The organism is Pedobacter antarcticus, from assembly GCF_900112985.1.
GTDB lineage: Bacteria > Bacteroidota > Bacteroidia > Sphingobacteriales > Sphingobacteriaceae > Pedobacter > Pedobacter antarcticus.
The window spans coordinates 163076-178116 of record NZ_FONS01000002.1; the positions used below are offsets into that span (position 1 = coordinate 163076).

11 protein-coding genes are annotated in these 15041 nt (G+C 41.9%); 6 read left to right on the forward strand and 5 right to left on the reverse strand.

Annotated elements, in window-relative coordinates; all coding sequences use genetic code 11:
- The first annotated feature begins 40 nt into the window (after positions 1 to 40).
- From BM192_RS05755 to BM192_RS05775, 5 genes are all read left to right on the forward strand, one after another.
- On the forward strand, positions 41 to 2497 hold the full coding sequence (locus tag BM192_RS05755) for a TonB-dependent receptor (protein ID WP_037441149.1): 2457 nt from the start codon (positions 41 to 43) through the stop codon (positions 2495 to 2497).
- A gap of 80 nt (positions 2498 to 2577) precedes the next feature.
- On the forward strand, positions 2578 to 3834 hold the full coding sequence (locus BM192_RS05760) for a DUF4374 domain-containing protein (protein WP_037441146.1): 1257 nt from the start codon (positions 2578 to 2580) through the stop codon (positions 3832 to 3834).
- A gap of 72 nt (positions 3835 to 3906) precedes the next feature.
- The gene (locus tag BM192_RS05765; protein ID WP_074963922.1) at positions 3907 to 6321 is read left to right on the forward strand and encodes an outer membrane beta-barrel family protein; all 2415 of its coding nucleotides are present in this window, start codon (positions 3907 to 3909) and stop codon (positions 6319 to 6321) included.
- A 258-nt stretch (positions 6322 to 6579) separates the two neighbouring features.
- A complete protein-coding gene (locus BM192_RS05770) occupies positions 6580 to 7326 on the forward strand; it encodes a zinc ribbon domain-containing protein (RefSeq protein ID WP_037443185.1) in 747 nt (248 codons plus the stop codon).
- A 197-nt stretch (positions 7327 to 7523) separates the two neighbouring features.
- Positions 7524 to 8951, forward strand: coding sequence for a YfgM family protein (locus tag BM192_RS05775; RefSeq protein ID WP_234797510.1), 1428 nt, complete (start codon positions 7524 to 7526; stop codon positions 8949 to 8951).
- On the opposite strand, the gene BM192_RS05780 is transcribed toward BM192_RS05775, so the two are convergent.
- The 5 genes from BM192_RS05780 to rsfS all read right to left on the reverse strand — a co-directional run bounded on the left by BM192_RS05780 (position 8940) and on the right by rsfS (position 14194).
- Positions 8940 to 9782 carry a hypothetical protein gene (locus BM192_RS05780; RefSeq protein ID WP_037443187.1) on the reverse strand — a complete coding sequence of 281 codons (843 nt, stop codon included), beginning with the start codon at positions 9780 to 9782 and terminating at the stop codon, positions 8940 to 8942. The two genes, BM192_RS05775 and BM192_RS05780, sit on opposite strands and share 12 nt — an antisense overlap.
- Positions 9783 to 9842: 60 nt before the next feature.
- Complete coding sequence (locus BM192_RS05785) at positions 9843 to 10925, reverse strand: 3-oxoacyl-ACP synthase III family protein (protein ID WP_037443189.1); 1083 nt, start codon at positions 10923 to 10925, stop codon at positions 9843 to 9845.
- Between the two features lie 64 nt (positions 10926 to 10989).
- On the reverse strand, positions 10990 to 11634 hold the full coding sequence (locus tag BM192_RS05790) for a LutC/YkgG family protein (RefSeq protein WP_037443191.1): 645 nt from the start codon (positions 11632 to 11634) through the stop codon (positions 10990 to 10992).
- Between the two features lie 62 nt (positions 11635 to 11696).
- On the reverse strand, positions 11697 to 13787 hold the full coding sequence (gene ftsH / locus BM192_RS05795; protein WP_037443193.1) for an ATP-dependent zinc metalloprotease FtsH: 2091 nt from the start codon (positions 13785 to 13787) through the stop codon (positions 11697 to 11699).
- A 32-nt stretch (positions 13788 to 13819) separates the two neighbouring features.
- Entirely contained in the window at positions 13820 to 14194 is a 375-nt protein-coding gene (gene rsfS, locus BM192_RS05800; RefSeq protein ID WP_074591658.1) for a ribosome silencing factor, read from the reverse strand.
- An 86-nt stretch (positions 14195 to 14280) separates the two neighbouring features.
- Between rsfS and BM192_RS05805 the strand changes: the two genes are divergently transcribed.
- On the forward strand, positions 14281 to 15018 hold the full coding sequence (locus BM192_RS05805; RefSeq protein WP_262497182.1) for a biotin--[acetyl-CoA-carboxylase] ligase: 738 nt from the start codon (positions 14281 to 14283) through the stop codon (positions 15016 to 15018).
- Positions 15019 to 15041 lie beyond the last annotated feature (23 nt).

The following is a 15041-nucleotide window of genomic DNA, read 5'->3' on the forward strand; positions in this document are numbered from 1 at the left end:
CCCAAGGGGTTCTTTCAAATTATAGATTCATTTAAAAGCAATGCAAATTAAGAAAATTTTTCTGACGGGGATTCTATGCGCCCTTTTATTTCATACTTATGCAACTCCGCAGAGTGGCGGAACCATTCACGGAAAGGTCGTCCATTCGATTAATGGGGCACTTTCAGGTGTTACTGTAAGGTTGTTGCCTTTGCAGAGAACGGTAGTTACCGATAGTCAGGGTCGTTTCAGTTTTTCTGCACTCCCGGCAGGTGAATACACTGTCGTTGTACAGGCAATGAGTTATCTCAAAAGCCATCGAACGCTAACCCTGGCAGCAGATCAGCAGCTTGCCATTAATTTCTCATTAGACGAGGAGGGCGGGCGTGAAATGCGCGAAGTTTCAGTACTCGGCCTCAGCAAAAGCCAGCAAGTTAATAAGCAACCATATGCTGTAGTTTCCATTGATGCGAAGGCATTGAGTAATACGACTATGGATATTGGGCAAGTGCTAAACAGGGTTTCGGGCGCTAGAGTTCGCGAGTCCGGGGGGGTGGGCTCCGATTTTCGGTTTAGTCTAAATGGTTTTTCCGGAAAACAGATCAAATTCTTCTTAGATGGGGTACCAATGGATAACTTCGGGTCGTCTTTTCAGCTGAACAATATCCCTGTCAACTTTGCTGACCGCATCGAAGTTTATAAAGGTGTGGTTCCGGTATGGCTGGGTGGGGATGCGCTCGGTGGCGCCGTAAATATCGTCACGAATTCAAACCCGGGGACCTATATAGATGCTTCCTATTCTTTTGGATCCTTTAATACGCACAAATCTGCTGTGAATGCAGGTTATACTGCCGCTTCTGGTTTTACTGTACAGCTCAATGCATTTCAGAATTATTCTGACAATGATTATTGGGTAAACGTAGATGTGGTAGACCATGAAACCGGTTTAAATAATCCTGCCCGGGTACGTCGGTTTCATGATCGCTATCATAATGAGACAGTGGTGCTTAAAGCGGGTTTCAGGGGAAAGAAGTTTGCTGACCTGCTTTTGCTGGGGGGAACTTTCGGAAAGAACCGTGCAGATATTCAAACTGGTAACCGGATGTACGATGTCTACGGATCAAGATGGAGGTCCGGAAACCTGTTGCAGCCGGCAATCCAATACACTAAAAGGAACTTATTTACTAAAGGTCTGGATCTGCGTCTGAACGGGAACTTCAATTTCGGAGAGGAAAGGAGTGTGGATACAGCATATAAACGTTATACCTGGGACGGAACATTTGTTTTTAAAGATCCAGCTAATCCAGACCGTCCGGGAGGTGAGAGCAGTTATACAGATTATAAGTTTAGAAATAACAACGGTGTTGTGAATGCGGCTTTGAATTATCAGTTGAATGAAAAGCATTCTTTTTCCCTGAATGAGCTTTTCAGCACATTTAACCGCAAGGGTAAAAACAGGCTCGATCCGGATAATATATTCGACCGTCAACCAAAAATCACCAGGAAATACATTACAGGTCTGGGTTACAGGGCGGAATTTAGTGAAAGATTCAACGCTACAGCGTTTTTAAAGCATTATTATCAGCAAAACGTAAGTTATGATGCTACCAGTGAATTTAACCGGGAGACGGGGCAGATGGAGCATGAGATTCATATTCGTAAGGGCAACTTTTCTAAATCGGGTTATGGTTTTGCGGGAACTTACTTTCTCTGGCCGGAACTGCAGTTGAAGGGCTCTTATGAAAGGGCTTACAGGTTGCCGGAAAACACGGAATTGTTTGGCGACATGGTCAACGAGCGCGGAAATAGTAACCTGCGGCCGGAAAGCAGCCAGAATATTAATCTTGGCGCGACTTATCAGCAAACTTTTAATCAGGACCATTTCGTGTCTTTACAGGCGAGTTTTGTCTATCGAAATGCGAAGGATTATATCCGCTCTTTACTACTACCTGGAGGTACAAATGGGGAGTATATTCAGATGAGCACAAATGAGTCAAATGTAAAGAACAGGGGGGTAGATGCAGAACTCCGTTATGCCTACCGGGACCGGTTCAGTATCAATACTAGTTTTACTTACCAAAATCTGAGAAATGATACGGAATTTGAGACTTTGCCTTCCGGCGAACGTTCGAAGGTGCCAAGCGTAGTCTATGGTGACCGTATCCCAAATACGCCTTATTTGTTTGGTAATGCGTCTTCCAGCCTATATTTTAATAATGTTTTTCAAAAAGGAAATCGTTTATCTATAACTTATAACTTAATGTATGTAAATAGATTTTATCTATTCTGGCCTAGTCAGGGCTCTAAAAATACGAAGCTAGACATACCGGTTCAATGGGCGCATGATGCCAGTATGGTCTATACTGTGAAGGGCGGAAAATATAATGTTGCAGTGGAATGTCTCAATCTGACCGACGCGATTTTATACGATAATTTTAAACTGCAGAAACCAAGCAGATCCTTCAATCTGAAGCTGAGATACTACTTTTCAACTACGGCTAAACCAGCACAATCTTAAAAAAATTCTATTAGAAGCCTCTGATCAAGGCAACAAACCCTAAAGGGAAGCATATACTTTTTAATAACAACAAAACAAAAATGAAAACAACTTCGAATTTCCTATTGTCAGCAGGATTAGCAATGGCAGTTTTGCTTGGGGCATGCAGTAAATCAAAAGATACACCGGAAGTAACCGGACCAACAAACCCGGAGGGAACAGGACGCAGTAAATATGTATTTGTATACTCGGGATCGGCAGCATCCGGTAGTGCCGGAACGTATATTGTCAGCACAGATGACATCACCACAGGGAAAGTGTCGTCCAGAAATAACGGGGTAGAGACGGACGCTTATTCCTTTGTCTTACAGAATAATACAATTTTCGCGCAGGCTTATAATAATCTTGGGCCGGTTACGCCTTACCGTATTTATGAAGATGGAGAGATCGGAATCGCAGGCAGAACAGTGACAACTTTCCGTACCGGTGTTTCGGGTACTGTAAACCAGGATACCTGGGTAGGCGGGGGCGATCCGAGATCAAGTGGGGTTGGTGAATTGTTCCGCTTTGATGCTGTCAATATGCAGGTTTCGGGTAAAAGCGTCACAGATATGAATAAGATTACCGGTACAGGCGAAAATGCAGTATGGACGGGTTTATTCCAGGTAGATAACAAGCTTTATATGCCGTATTATAAGTTTAAACCGGCGGGTGCCGGCGCTGCGCCATGGCAGGGGAATTACGGCAGTCTTGATACGGCATGGGTAGCTGTTTTTAGTTATCCGGAGATGAAGTACGAGAAAACTATCTCCGATGGCAGAACCGGATTTATCGGTAACTGGGGCAGTATGCAGGGGCTTAAGCAAATTGAAAATGGTGACTCTTATGTCTGGGCAACTTCTGGAAGTATCAATAATATTAAATCAAAAAACCATTCAGGTATCCTAAGAATAAAAAAGGGTACAGAAGCATTTGATAAGGATTATTTCTTTGATGTTGAAGCGCTTACCGGATTCAAAATTGCCAGAGGAGAGTACATTGCTAATGGTAAGTTCCTGATGACAATTTACACTTCTGCAGAAACCGGTGATGTATCGGGCGGACGCGTGAAGGTAGCTATTGTAGATATCAACAGTAAAACGGTTACTTATGTGAAGGATGTGCCAGAGCACGAACAAGGCTCCTTTAAAATGCACGTATACTATGAAGGCGATGGAAAAACCATCAGCTATGTGCTGGAAGACGATATGAAACAATACTACGTCTATATCATTAATGCCGAAACGGCTACCGGTAAAAAAGGCGTGCATATCGAAGGGGCCGATAATGTAACGGCATTCTCTAAACTAAAATATTAATCATTCAGGGGGTATGCCGTATCAGGCATCCCCCTTTTTTATAACCTAGCTAAAAATAACGCTTAATCATCTATGAAATCTTTGATCTTTTTAATTTGTTTATTTGCCGGGATCTCCGGTGCTGCTGCGCAATCTTACAGGCTAGAAGGCCGGTTGTCTGATGAGCTGCTTAATCCGGTAGCTTCGGCAGGTATCTTTTTATTTAAGGTAAAGGATTCTGTGCAAGTAAAGGCTGTTATGAGTGATGAAAAGGGAGGTTTCGAGCTCAGTGATATCCCTGCTGGAAAATACTACGTCAGAATCAGCTATATCGGGTTTACCAACTATTTTAGTGCTGCGCTGGAACTCAATGAACAGCGTAAATTCCATAACTTTGGACATATCAAGTTAGTTCCTGATCAGCAGGTATTGGAGACGGTTAATATCAAGGGTAGCAAGGCACAGATTGAACAAAGCCTGGACCGTGTCGTACTGAATGTGGAAAACAGTATCCTGGCCGAAGGAGGAACTGCGCTCGATGTTCTTTCTAAAGCGCCGGGACTTACGGTTTCTGACGATGGGTCGGTCAGTTTAAAAGGCAGGCCCGGGACAATGGTTATGATTAACGGCAAGCCAACTTATTTGTCGGGCAGCCAGCTGGCCAACCTGCTCAGGGGCACCTCTTCCGGACAGATCAGCAAAATTGAAATTATGGCTAACCCACCGGCAGGTTATGATGCCGCCGGAAAAGGTGGAATCGTGAATATTGTGATGAAGAAAAGCCTCAAAGCGGGCTTAAACGGTTCGTTGTCGACTAATGGAGGAACCGGACGCGGCGCAAGATTAGGCGGGGGCGGTAGTATGAACTACCGGTCGGATAAGCTGAATGTCTTTGGAAATTACACTTACTATCATCAGAATTTGAAGAGTTCAGGCGAAGTTAATCGCCTGTTCGCCGATGGCACGGGTAATATTACAGGCAGATCTTTGCAAAGGGATGAGTCTTCCGCTAAGCTGCGGTCGTCAAATTTTCAAGCCGGTCTGGATTATACGATCGATTCAGCGAATACGATCGGTTTTGTAGCTAGTGGTGGTGACGGGCAATACCCTGACACGCAGCCCGGTTCTAATCTTTTATATGGTGCAGATGGTAAGCTTGCCCGTAATGCCGCGACTTATATTTTTGGGAAAGAGAAGTGGGAGGACAGGCAATACAATTTGAATTACGTGCATAAATTTAATGGAAACGGGCATGAGCTGAAGGCTGATATCGACTACGTAACGCATTTTTCAAGGATGAATCAGGATTTGAAAACAACTTATTCTGACGCATCCGGATCCACTATGCTTAGCAAATCTGAGCGTCGCGGAGATTTACCTTCTGACAACTCCATTATTGCGGGTAAACTGGACTACAGCCTGCCTTTAGCTAAAAACCTGAAGATTGATGCGGGCTGGAAAGGCAGTAAAGTGAAAATTGAAAATATCCTGCGTTATGACACGCTGGCTAACGGCGAATTTGTAGCAGACCTGGCTTCTGGAAACCACTTTAAATACCGGGAGGAGATTCAGGCGGGATATCTCAGCATAAAAAAAGATTGGGGAAAATGGAGTTTGCTGGCAGGGTTACGGGGTGAGTACACCGCAACAGAGGGACACCAGATTGAAACGGATTCTCTGGTAAAGCGCGATTATTTTCAACTGTTTCCAAGTGTTTTCCTGAGCCGTGAATTCAAAGAAAATCATAAGCTTCAGCTGGGATATAGTAGGAGACTCGAGCGGCCCGGGTACTGGGATCTCAATCCATTCCGGATCTATGACGACCCGTTCTCTTATGACGAGGGTAATCCTTATTTGAGGCCTTCGCTGGTAAATACGGTTGAGCTGAGCCATGCATATCGTTCGGCCTGGTTCACAACTTTAACTTATAGCAAAAGTACCGATGTGATTAGCCAGCTGATTGGCGGAGATGCAAGCCTGGTGTACCAGCGGCCTGAGAATGCCGCTGAATTTGTAAATTATGGCCTGAGTCTTACCGGGACATTGAATTTTACCTCCTGGTGGACATCAACACAATTTGCCCATGTTTTCAGAAACGAGTTTAAAATAGATAATGAAAATGTAGAATTCCGGCTCGACAGAACTAGTTTCACATTTGATAGTCAGCACACGTTTAAACTCGGTAATAACTGGAAAGCTGAACTGAACGGAATATATAAATCTAAAATGAGTATGGGTGTATATACAATGGGCGGCTATTATATGGTTTCCGGAGGATTTCAGAAATCCCTGTTCAGCGAGAAATGTACCTTGAAAATGCTGGTGACCGATATCTTCCAATCCAAAAAAACGCGTTATGAAACAGATTATGGTGGTATTCAGGTTTCTGGATTACGTCGTCCTGACAGCAGGGCTGCGGTGTTTTCTTTGAGTTACCGGTTCGGCAGCTCGGAAGGCGGCCGGAAAAGCAACAATTCCGGAGCCGACGATTTGAAGAGCCGTTTTTGACGTTAAGTGTTTGAAATGCCTGTATTACACCACATTTGCGGCAACTATCCAGGTTTGGGAATTCATTTTACAATCAGCAGATTAATAGTGATTTGTATACATGAATTGAAAATTATACTTATCTTTGCGAGCTTCAGCAGCTTAAATGGTGATATTTTGACCAGATCTGCCGGAGAATAATTCCGTACACAAGCTAAAATGCAGTTCAATTACTGATAATTAGTTTAATATAATTATACCCATAAATTATTTCATTTAATGGAACAAACTGTAGAGCAAAAGCTGAAAGCTTTATACGAATTACAAACCTTACATACTAAAATTGACAAAATCCGTCAGATCCGTGGTGAATTACCAATGGAAGTGGCAGATCTGGAAGATGAAGTTGCAGGCTTGGAAACACGTATACAAAAATTCAAAGCTGAATTGGATGAAACCGAAGATGCGATTGTAACACGTAAAAACATGATCAAGGAAGCTCAGAACCTGATCAAGAAATATGATGGCCAGCTTAAAGAAGTAAAGAATAACCGGGAATATGATGCTTTGACCAAAGAAGTGGAAATCCAGTCCCTGGAGATTCAGGTTTGTGAGAAAAAGATCAGAGAGCATGGATTTGAAATTGCTTCTAAAACTGAAATCTATGAGAAAGCATTAGCTGATTTAGAATCCAGAAAGAATGACCTCGACATTAAAAAAGGTGAACTGGAAACAATCACTTCTGAAACTGAAAAAGATGAGCAGGCTTTAAATAAAAAATCAGAGAAAGCTGAAGCTGCAATTGAAGACAGATTATTAGTTGCCTACAGAAGATTGAGAAGCAACGCTAATAATGGTCTTGCGGTTGTTACGATTGACCGTGATTCATGTTCAGGTTGTTTCAATCAGATTCCGCCTCAACGTCAGTTAGATATTCGTCAACGTAAGAAAATTATCGTTTGTGAGCACTGTGGTAGAATCCTTGTGGATGAGGCCTTAACTCATGAGCAGGAAGAGGCAGTTTAGGCTGTTTAATTCCAATTAAAAAAACCGGTCAGTCCTAACTGACCGGTTTTTTTATGCCATTTTAAAACAAAAGCGCTCAAAATACCGTTGAGTAATTATCTTTTAAAGCGAATAATTCTATGCCGGCGAATTCTAGCCTCCGATCTTTTTCTCTCCGATTTCTTTTAATGCTCAGTTTGCTTTTGCCACTAAATGCGATGGCTAACTTTGATTTTAATGCAAATTGCCTCAAAGCTTACCAGTTGATTTTTGAGCTTAAATTAAGTTCAGCAAGGCAATTGATCGCTCAGGAAAGAAAAGTCCGCCCAAGCAACTCAATTGTGCCCTTGCTGGAGAATTATGCTGACTATTTTCAGTTAATCACCTCAGAAAGCAAAATAGATTTCGACCGCATGAAAGAAATGAAATCAAAAAGGTTAAGTCAGATTGCGGATGATAATGCCGGCTCTCCTTATTATTTATATGCACAGGCCGAAATTAACCTGCAGTGGGCTATGCTCAGAAGTCGCTATGGTGAATATTTTGGTGCCGCGCGGGAGATAAAAAAAGCAAATGGACAATTGCAGGAGAATAACAAGAAATATCCGGGCTTTCAGCTGAATGCTAAGGGGCTTGGTCTGATCAATGTGATTATAGGCAGCTTGCCTGAAGGTATGATGAAAAGTACGCTGTCGACTTTCGGTCTGCGGGGTAATGTAAGAGAGGGGCTTGCTATGCTGGAACGGCTTGCAATAAACTTACCTAAATCGACCGATGAGCCTTTTTATGAGGAGGTGATATTTTACTATGCCTATGTGCTTTCAGATGTTGTGAAATCACCGGATGCTTATTCAAAAACTATGAAATTTACCGCTCGTATCGCTGATAGTAGCCTGCTAAAATCTTACCTGCGTGCGTATGTTTGCTCAAGAAATGGCCATACCGACGAAGCCATAGCCATTCTATCAGCAAGACCGGCTTCTGATACCTATCAGTCCTTTCCTTACCTGGAATTATTAATGGGAACTGCCAAATTGAATAAACTGGATTTGTCGGCGGCTTTGAATTTTAAAAAGTTTCTACAGCTAAATAAAGGCGTTAACTATATTCGGGATGCTAATCTGCATCTAGCCTGGATAAGTTTGTTAAATGGCGATACAGGCTCTTATAATGGGTATATGGGCAGAGTAAAGACGAGTGGCAATTCTTATCATGAAAAGGATAAGCAGGCGCTTAATGAGGCCGGCGAAGAAATGCCAAACCAGGAATTATTGAAGGCCAGATTACTATTTGATGGCGGATATTACAGCAGGGCTTCGGCTTTGACCGGTGCTATGGATCCAGACAGGCTGAAAGCCGGCCGGGATAAAGCTGAATATTATTACAGATCGGGTAGGATTAATGACGCATTGAATAAAGATGCAGCCGCTATAAAGGACTATCAGCAGGCAGTACAGGCTGGAAAGAACCTGAAGTATTATTTTGCAGCAAACTCTGCACTTTTGATGGGCAAGATATATGCCGGCAAAAAACAAAATGCTTTAGCTAAGGCCGCATTTAACGAGGCTATAGCCATGAAAAATCATGAATATGAGAATAGTATCGAATCCCAGGCCAAAGAGGGTTTAAGATCTTTAGTTAACTGATTTATTGCGGTTGTTATTTTTCTCGCTTAATGCAGCATCTGCTGCTGCCAGACCACCGACAGCACCAACTAACGCAACCCCGGTCATTGTCTTACCAAAACCAGTTATTTTTGAAGTCATCATTACATTACCGGGATTTCCTTCGTATTCACTGGTTTTCTTTGGATTAGCACCTGAACGTGCAATTGAAGACACGTAAAAATTCCCGGTGCTGACAAAATTATCAGGTTTATTTTCCTTTAAGGTATAAAGTGTAATATAGCTTCTGAATTTCAAGGGTGAATTATCTGCATCGAAATCTGCCTGTTTAACATAGAGTACGCCTGTTCCATCACTGTAATTCCAGGCTGCCGATTTATATTCGCTTTTAGGGAACGGATCAAAACTAGCTGCATCCAATACAGTGATTTCACGGGTGATTTGTGACGCAGGGGGTATAAATCCTTCATTATTAGGTATCGTAGCTAATGCGTTTAGTGATCCTTCGCTATAATTATATAAAGAACGCCTGTTATTTTCTGAAACATTGCTGGTGTTACCGCTGATTTTAATATCTGACTGGATAAAGCTATAAGCCTTCTCCCTAATAATCAGAGCTGAGTTATTCCAGTTAACATAAATAGGATCATTCAGTTTATTGTAGATATCAATCTTTAAAGGGGCGTCCATACCGGCAAAATTATAGGTGATTCTCAGGCTATCATTTTCCAGCTTAAATACACCGTTGGAGGTCATCTCCGCTGGAGAATCAGCTGCAACGGTGCTGAGCATATATGACTTGCAGGAAACTGAAACACAGGCAAGCAGCAGCAGGTAAAATATCTTTTTCATCTTGTGGTTCGTTGGTTACCACAAGGTAGCGAAAATTGCACCATTTATCAATGGCTTTTCCTAAAACTGATAAATTATTGCGTTAATATGCATACCCGCGCCAACAGAAGCAAAGATCGCATACTCGCCGCTTTTCACTTCATATCCGTTAATTTGTTGATGACGTACCAGATCTATCAGGGTAGGGACTGTTGCTACTGAACTGTTCCCAAGCCAGGAAATTGTCATTGGAACAAGGTTTTCAGGAATCGTATCGAGATTATAAAGTTTAAAGACTCGTTTCATAATTGCACTATCCATTTTACCATTCGCCTGATGAATGAAAACCGTTTTGATATCTAAAATGTCAATTCCGGCCTTATCTATGGCGGCTTTTATTACCTGGGGTACATGACTTACGGCAAACTCATAAAGTTTACGTCCATTCATTTTCAGATACATATTGCCGTCTGTTTTATCTGGATTTCCGCTTTTACCCATGTAAAGCAGGTTGGCGTAGTTTACTGCATAGGTCTGAGTTTTATGAGCAATAATACCCGTTTTTCTCTCAGTTTGCTTTGCTTCTAATATGGCGGCACCAGCTCCGTCTGCGAAAATCATGCTGTCTCTGTCATGCGGATCCACAATTCTCGACAAAGTTTCTGCGCCGATTACCAGGATTTTTTTTGCATCGCCACTTTGCAGCATATAGTGAGCCTGCACAACGCCCTGAATCCATCCGGGGCAGCCGAATATTAAGTCGAATGCTACACAATCGGGGTTATTAATTTCAAGAAGCTGTTTAACTTTCGCTGCCAGTGATGGTAAGATATCCATCCGGTTTTCACCGGCTTTGATATCTCCGAAGTTATGGCAGCAGATTATTCCGTCCAAACTCTCCTGGTCTATTTTGGCGTCATTAATAGCACGAGATGCTGCTATTGCTGCGATGTTACTATTCAGTAAATGGTCATCTGCATAACGTCTTTCATTAATTTCCGTAATCTCCGAAAATTTGCTAATAATTTCTGCATTTGCCTTTTCAATTATGACTCCATTGTCATAAAAACTAGTTTCCAAAAAGTGACTTCCGGAAATAATTTTCTCTGGAATATAGCTCCCGGTGCCCGTAATAACTGTTGATAGATGCTCTTTATTGCTCATTTTATACCGTATACCATTTTAGTATGTAGTATAAATTTAAGACTAATAAATGGAAATTAAAAATTTATGAGAAATCGTCAATTAAAAATACAAATAATTCTTTAGGTCCGTGCGCCCCCAGAACTAGTGTTTTTTCGATGTCTGCCGTACGGCTTGGGCCCGTAATTGTGCTGATCATTGTAGGAATCTGACTACCGTATTTATTCTTCAGCAATTGAAATCCGTCCTTCAAATCCATGACTAATTGTCCGGTTCTCGCAATAACAATATGATGATGCGGATAGATGCTCAGCCTGCGACCAGATTCGTTCTGGTTACTAAGCAATACCGAGCCGTTGCGTGCAATAAGTGCTTCGCACATAGTAATACCGACTTCAGCCATTTCAAAGTCTTTATCGGTCTTATAAAAGGGGAATTCATAAGTAGAAAGCAAGGCCTGCAGCTCACGCTCCCAGCAATAGATTTTTCTCCATTTAAACTTGTCTGCAAGTTCAAGGATGTTCTCTATAAAATCCACACCGTTTTCGCAAAAAATAAAATTACCGGATACAGCAGTGAGCTGTTCGGCAAACATAATTTCAGGGATTTCATCAGTGGGCGTATAGAGCGGACTTTCTTCCAGGTTGGGATAAGGATTGTCCCGCTTCTCCAGCAGGGCTTTCCTGATCTTCTTTAACATCAGCTCTTTGGAAGATATGTTCTCTTGCATATAGAAATGGATTTGCCGTCAGTGTGGTTGATCACACTGACGGCTCCATAAGAAATTATAATTTAAGACTCAGACTGCGTTGGCGCAACCGGAGCTGATGGAGCTGTAGTTTCACCTACTCCTTCATGTAAAAGCCCTTCAGCAGCTGGTTTCTGGTCGCCTGTACCATTTACGAACTCGTCATAAGTCGTTCTGTTCTCGAACGGACGTTTACCTAAAATCTCTTCCAGGTCAGTTTGGAACAGGATTTCTTTTTCCAGTAACTTTTCAGCAAGTTTTTCTAAACCTTCGCGCTGATCAGTTAGTAACTGCATTGTTCTTTCATAAACACCGCTTACCAATTTTCTAACCTCAATATCAATCAGCTCAGAAGTTTTCTCTGAATAAGGTTTATTGAAATTGTACTCATTTTGCGGGTCATGGAAGGATACATTACCAATTGTACTGTTCATTCCATAAATGGTAACCATAGCATAAGATAATTTGGTAATCCTTTCCAGGTCATTCTGAGCACCTGTAGAGATTTTTCCAAAAACAAGATCTTCTGCAACCCTGCCACCCATAGTCATACACATTCCATCTGTCAGTTGCTCTGTAGTGTACAGGAACTGCTCTTTCGGAAGGTATTGCGCATAACCTAAAGCTGCGACACCGCGGGGTACGATAGATACCTTAACCAATGGATCTGCATGTTCGAGGAACCAGCCTGCAATGGCATGTCCAGCTTCATGGTAAGCTACTATACGTTTTTCTTCAGGAGAGATGATTTTATTCTTTTTCTCCAGACCACCGATAACACGGTCAATTGCGTCCTGAAAATCCTGCATGTCAACAGACTCTTTATTCCTTCTTGCTGCAATCAGAGCTGCTTCATTACATACATTTGCAATTTCAGCGCCGGCAAAACCAGGTGTTTGTGCTGAAAGTTTCTTAGCATCCACAACCTGATCAGTCTTGATAGGTTTAAGGTGGACTTTAAAGATCTGTTCACGACCAACTAAATCTGGTTTGTCGATAGAAATCTGCCTGTCAAACCTTCCCGGACGTAATAACGCACTATCCAATACATCAGGACGGTTTGTAGCTGCCAGAATAATAATACCGGAATCTGTACCGAAACCATCCATTTCAACCAATAACTGATTTAAGGTGTTTTCACGTTCATCGTTTCCGCCCATCATACTGTTCTTCCCACGCGCACGGCCAATCGCATCCACCTCATCAATAAAGATGATACAAGGAGCTTTATCTTTAGCCTGTTTGAACAAGTCACGTACACGGGATGCACCGACACCGACGAACATCTCGACGAAATCCGAACCGGATAAAGAGAAGAAAGGTACCTGGGCTTCCCCTGCAACAGCTTTAGCCAGTAAAGTCTTACCTGTACCAGGCGAGCCTACTAATAAAGCTCCTTTTGGAATTTTACCACCCAGATTAGTATATTTCTTAGGGTTTTTCAGGAAATCAACGATTTCCATAACCTCTTGTTTAGCTTCTTCAAGACCGGCAACATCGTTAAAAGTAACGTTTACCTGACTTTCTTTATCGAAAAGCGTAGCCTTGGATTTACCGATATTGAATATCTGGCCACCACCACCACCGGCACCGCCACCCATTCTGCGCATAATAAATATCCAGAAACCGATAAACAATAACAGCGGAATAATTACCGTGAAGAACCAAGAGTTAAAAGTGCTTTGTCTGGTTTCTTTTTCAGCAAGGATCTGGTTGTCTGCAGGAATTTCTTTCTGAGATTCTTTTAATTGGTTATCCAGTGCATCCATTGATCCTGCGGTGAATGATACAGTTGGACCACCTGCGGAACCAAAATTGTTTTTGGTCAGATATTTCTTGTATTTTTCTTCCTTAAGTAACTCTGGTTTGATGTAAACATCAGCTTTAACCAGGTCTTCGTATTTATAAGCAACGATTTTCTGTACATCACCAGGAGCCAGCATCGTTGTTTCAAATTCTCTGTAAGTGATCGTTTTGTTGGTGTCATTGGTAAATAACACCGATACAAGGATCAAACCTACTATGATAGCTGCGTAAACCCAGAAGATATTGAAATTAGAACCTTTTTGAGGTTTTTTCGGAATATTTGGAATTCTCTTGATCAGCTTGGGTTTCGTATTTTCTTTCTCTTTCATCTTGGAATCAAAAAATATATAAGTTTTGTCGGTTAGGCGCTCTGATAGGTAGTAGTCTGTGCGTCACCCCACAAATCCTCGATACCATAAAAGTCTCTTTTTTCAGTTTTGAAGATATGAATAACTACATCAAAATAATCAAGTATTATCCAGTCTGCATGATCCATTCCTTCTTTTTTCCAGGGCTCAGCCTCTGTACTTTTGTAAATCTCTTTTTCTACGCTGTCTGCAATCGCTCTGACCTGTGTTGCAGAATCAGCATTGCATATGATGAAGTAGTCCGATACAGAGCTATTCAGCTCTCGTAAATCTAGACGAACGATATCGTGTCCCTTTTTTTCCTGTATGCCATGAACGGCTATTTCTGAAAGGTAGGTAGAAAGGGGTACTATTTTCTTTTTTACCATTAAAAGTATTTATTTTTGATAAACTATTATAACAAAATCCACTATTGCAAAATAACACTTTTCCGACATCATTTGTTGGTCAAAATTTGATCAAATTATCAGCTGTTGACTCTACCAATAGTTTTATGAAAGGTATAATGTCAAATTCCGAGCCATTACCCGAAGGGACTGTTATTATGGCAGACAATCAGTATGGCGGACGCGGACAGGCAGGAAATACATGGCATGCTGAGCCGGGAAAAAACTTAACATTCAGCGTTTTGCTCCGGCCTGATTTCATTACTCCGGACCAGCAATTCCGCTTAAACATGGTGGTCAGCACTGCATTAATGCATACTTTAAGGGAGTTGTGTGGTGAGGGGGCGAAAACCAAATGGCCCAACGACATTTACTTTAATGACCGTAAACTAGGTGGTGTACTGATCGAAAATACACTGTCAGGAAGCCAGATTAAGGCATCTGTGATAGGAATCGGACTGAATGTAAATCAGCTCAGCTTCGACGGTGACCTTGGGGCCCGGGCAACATCTCTGCAAATAATTACCGGTAAACCGATTGAGCTTGATCTTCTGCTGCGAAGTGTTTGTGTACAGATAGAACTCGCTTACCTCAAACTGCGAACAGGGCCTGTAGATAGCCTTTATCACGATTATGTCAAAGATTTATATCTCTACGGTGAGAATGCTTTATACCGACAAAATGGCGAGATAATTGAAGGGATGATTACAGGAATAGCTGAGAGAGGGCAACTAGAGCTTACAACTAGTGCAGGATTAAAGCGTTTTGATTTTAAAGAGATCGAGTTTCTGCATAAAAAGAACTAAAGATCAACTAAATACACGTAAGA

Bases quoted from the DNA above. Each gene is read 5' to 3' on its own strand.
- BM192_RS05755 (WP_037441149.1), top strand. From the start codon at position 41: ATGCAAATTAAGAAAATTTTTCTGACGGGGATTCTATGCGCCCTTTTA.
- BM192_RS05760 (WP_037441146.1), top strand. From the start codon at position 2,578: ATGAAAACAACTTCGAATTTCCTATTGTCAGCAGGATTAGCAATGGCA.
- BM192_RS05765 (WP_074963922.1), top strand. From the start codon at position 3,907: ATGAAATCTTTGATCTTTTTAATTTGTTTATTTGCCGGGATCTCCGGT.
- BM192_RS05770 (WP_037443185.1), top strand. From the start codon at position 6,580: ATGGAACAAACTGTAGAGCAAAAGCTGAAAGCTTTATACGAATTACAA.
- BM192_RS05775 (WP_234797510.1), top strand. From the start codon at position 7,524: ATGGCTAACTTTGATTTTAATGCAAATTGCCTCAAAGCTTACCAGTTG.
- BM192_RS05780 (WP_037443187.1), bottom strand. From the start codon at position 9,782: ATGAAAAAGATATTTTACCTGCTGCTGCTTGCCTGTGTTTCAGTTTCC.
- BM192_RS05785 (WP_037443189.1), bottom strand. From the start codon at position 10,925: ATGAGCAATAAAGAGCATCTATCAACAGTTATTACGGGCACCGGGAGC.
- BM192_RS05790 (WP_037443191.1), bottom strand. From the start codon at position 11,634: ATGCAAGAGAACATATCTTCCAAAGAGCTGATGTTAAAGAAGATCAGG.
- ftsH (WP_037443193.1), bottom strand. From the start codon at position 13,787: ATGAAAGAGAAAGAAAATACGAAACCCAAGCTGATCAAGAGAATTCCA.
- rsfS (WP_074591658.1), bottom strand. From the start codon at position 14,194: ATGGTAAAAAAGAAAATAGTACCCCTTTCTACCTACCTTTCAGAAATA.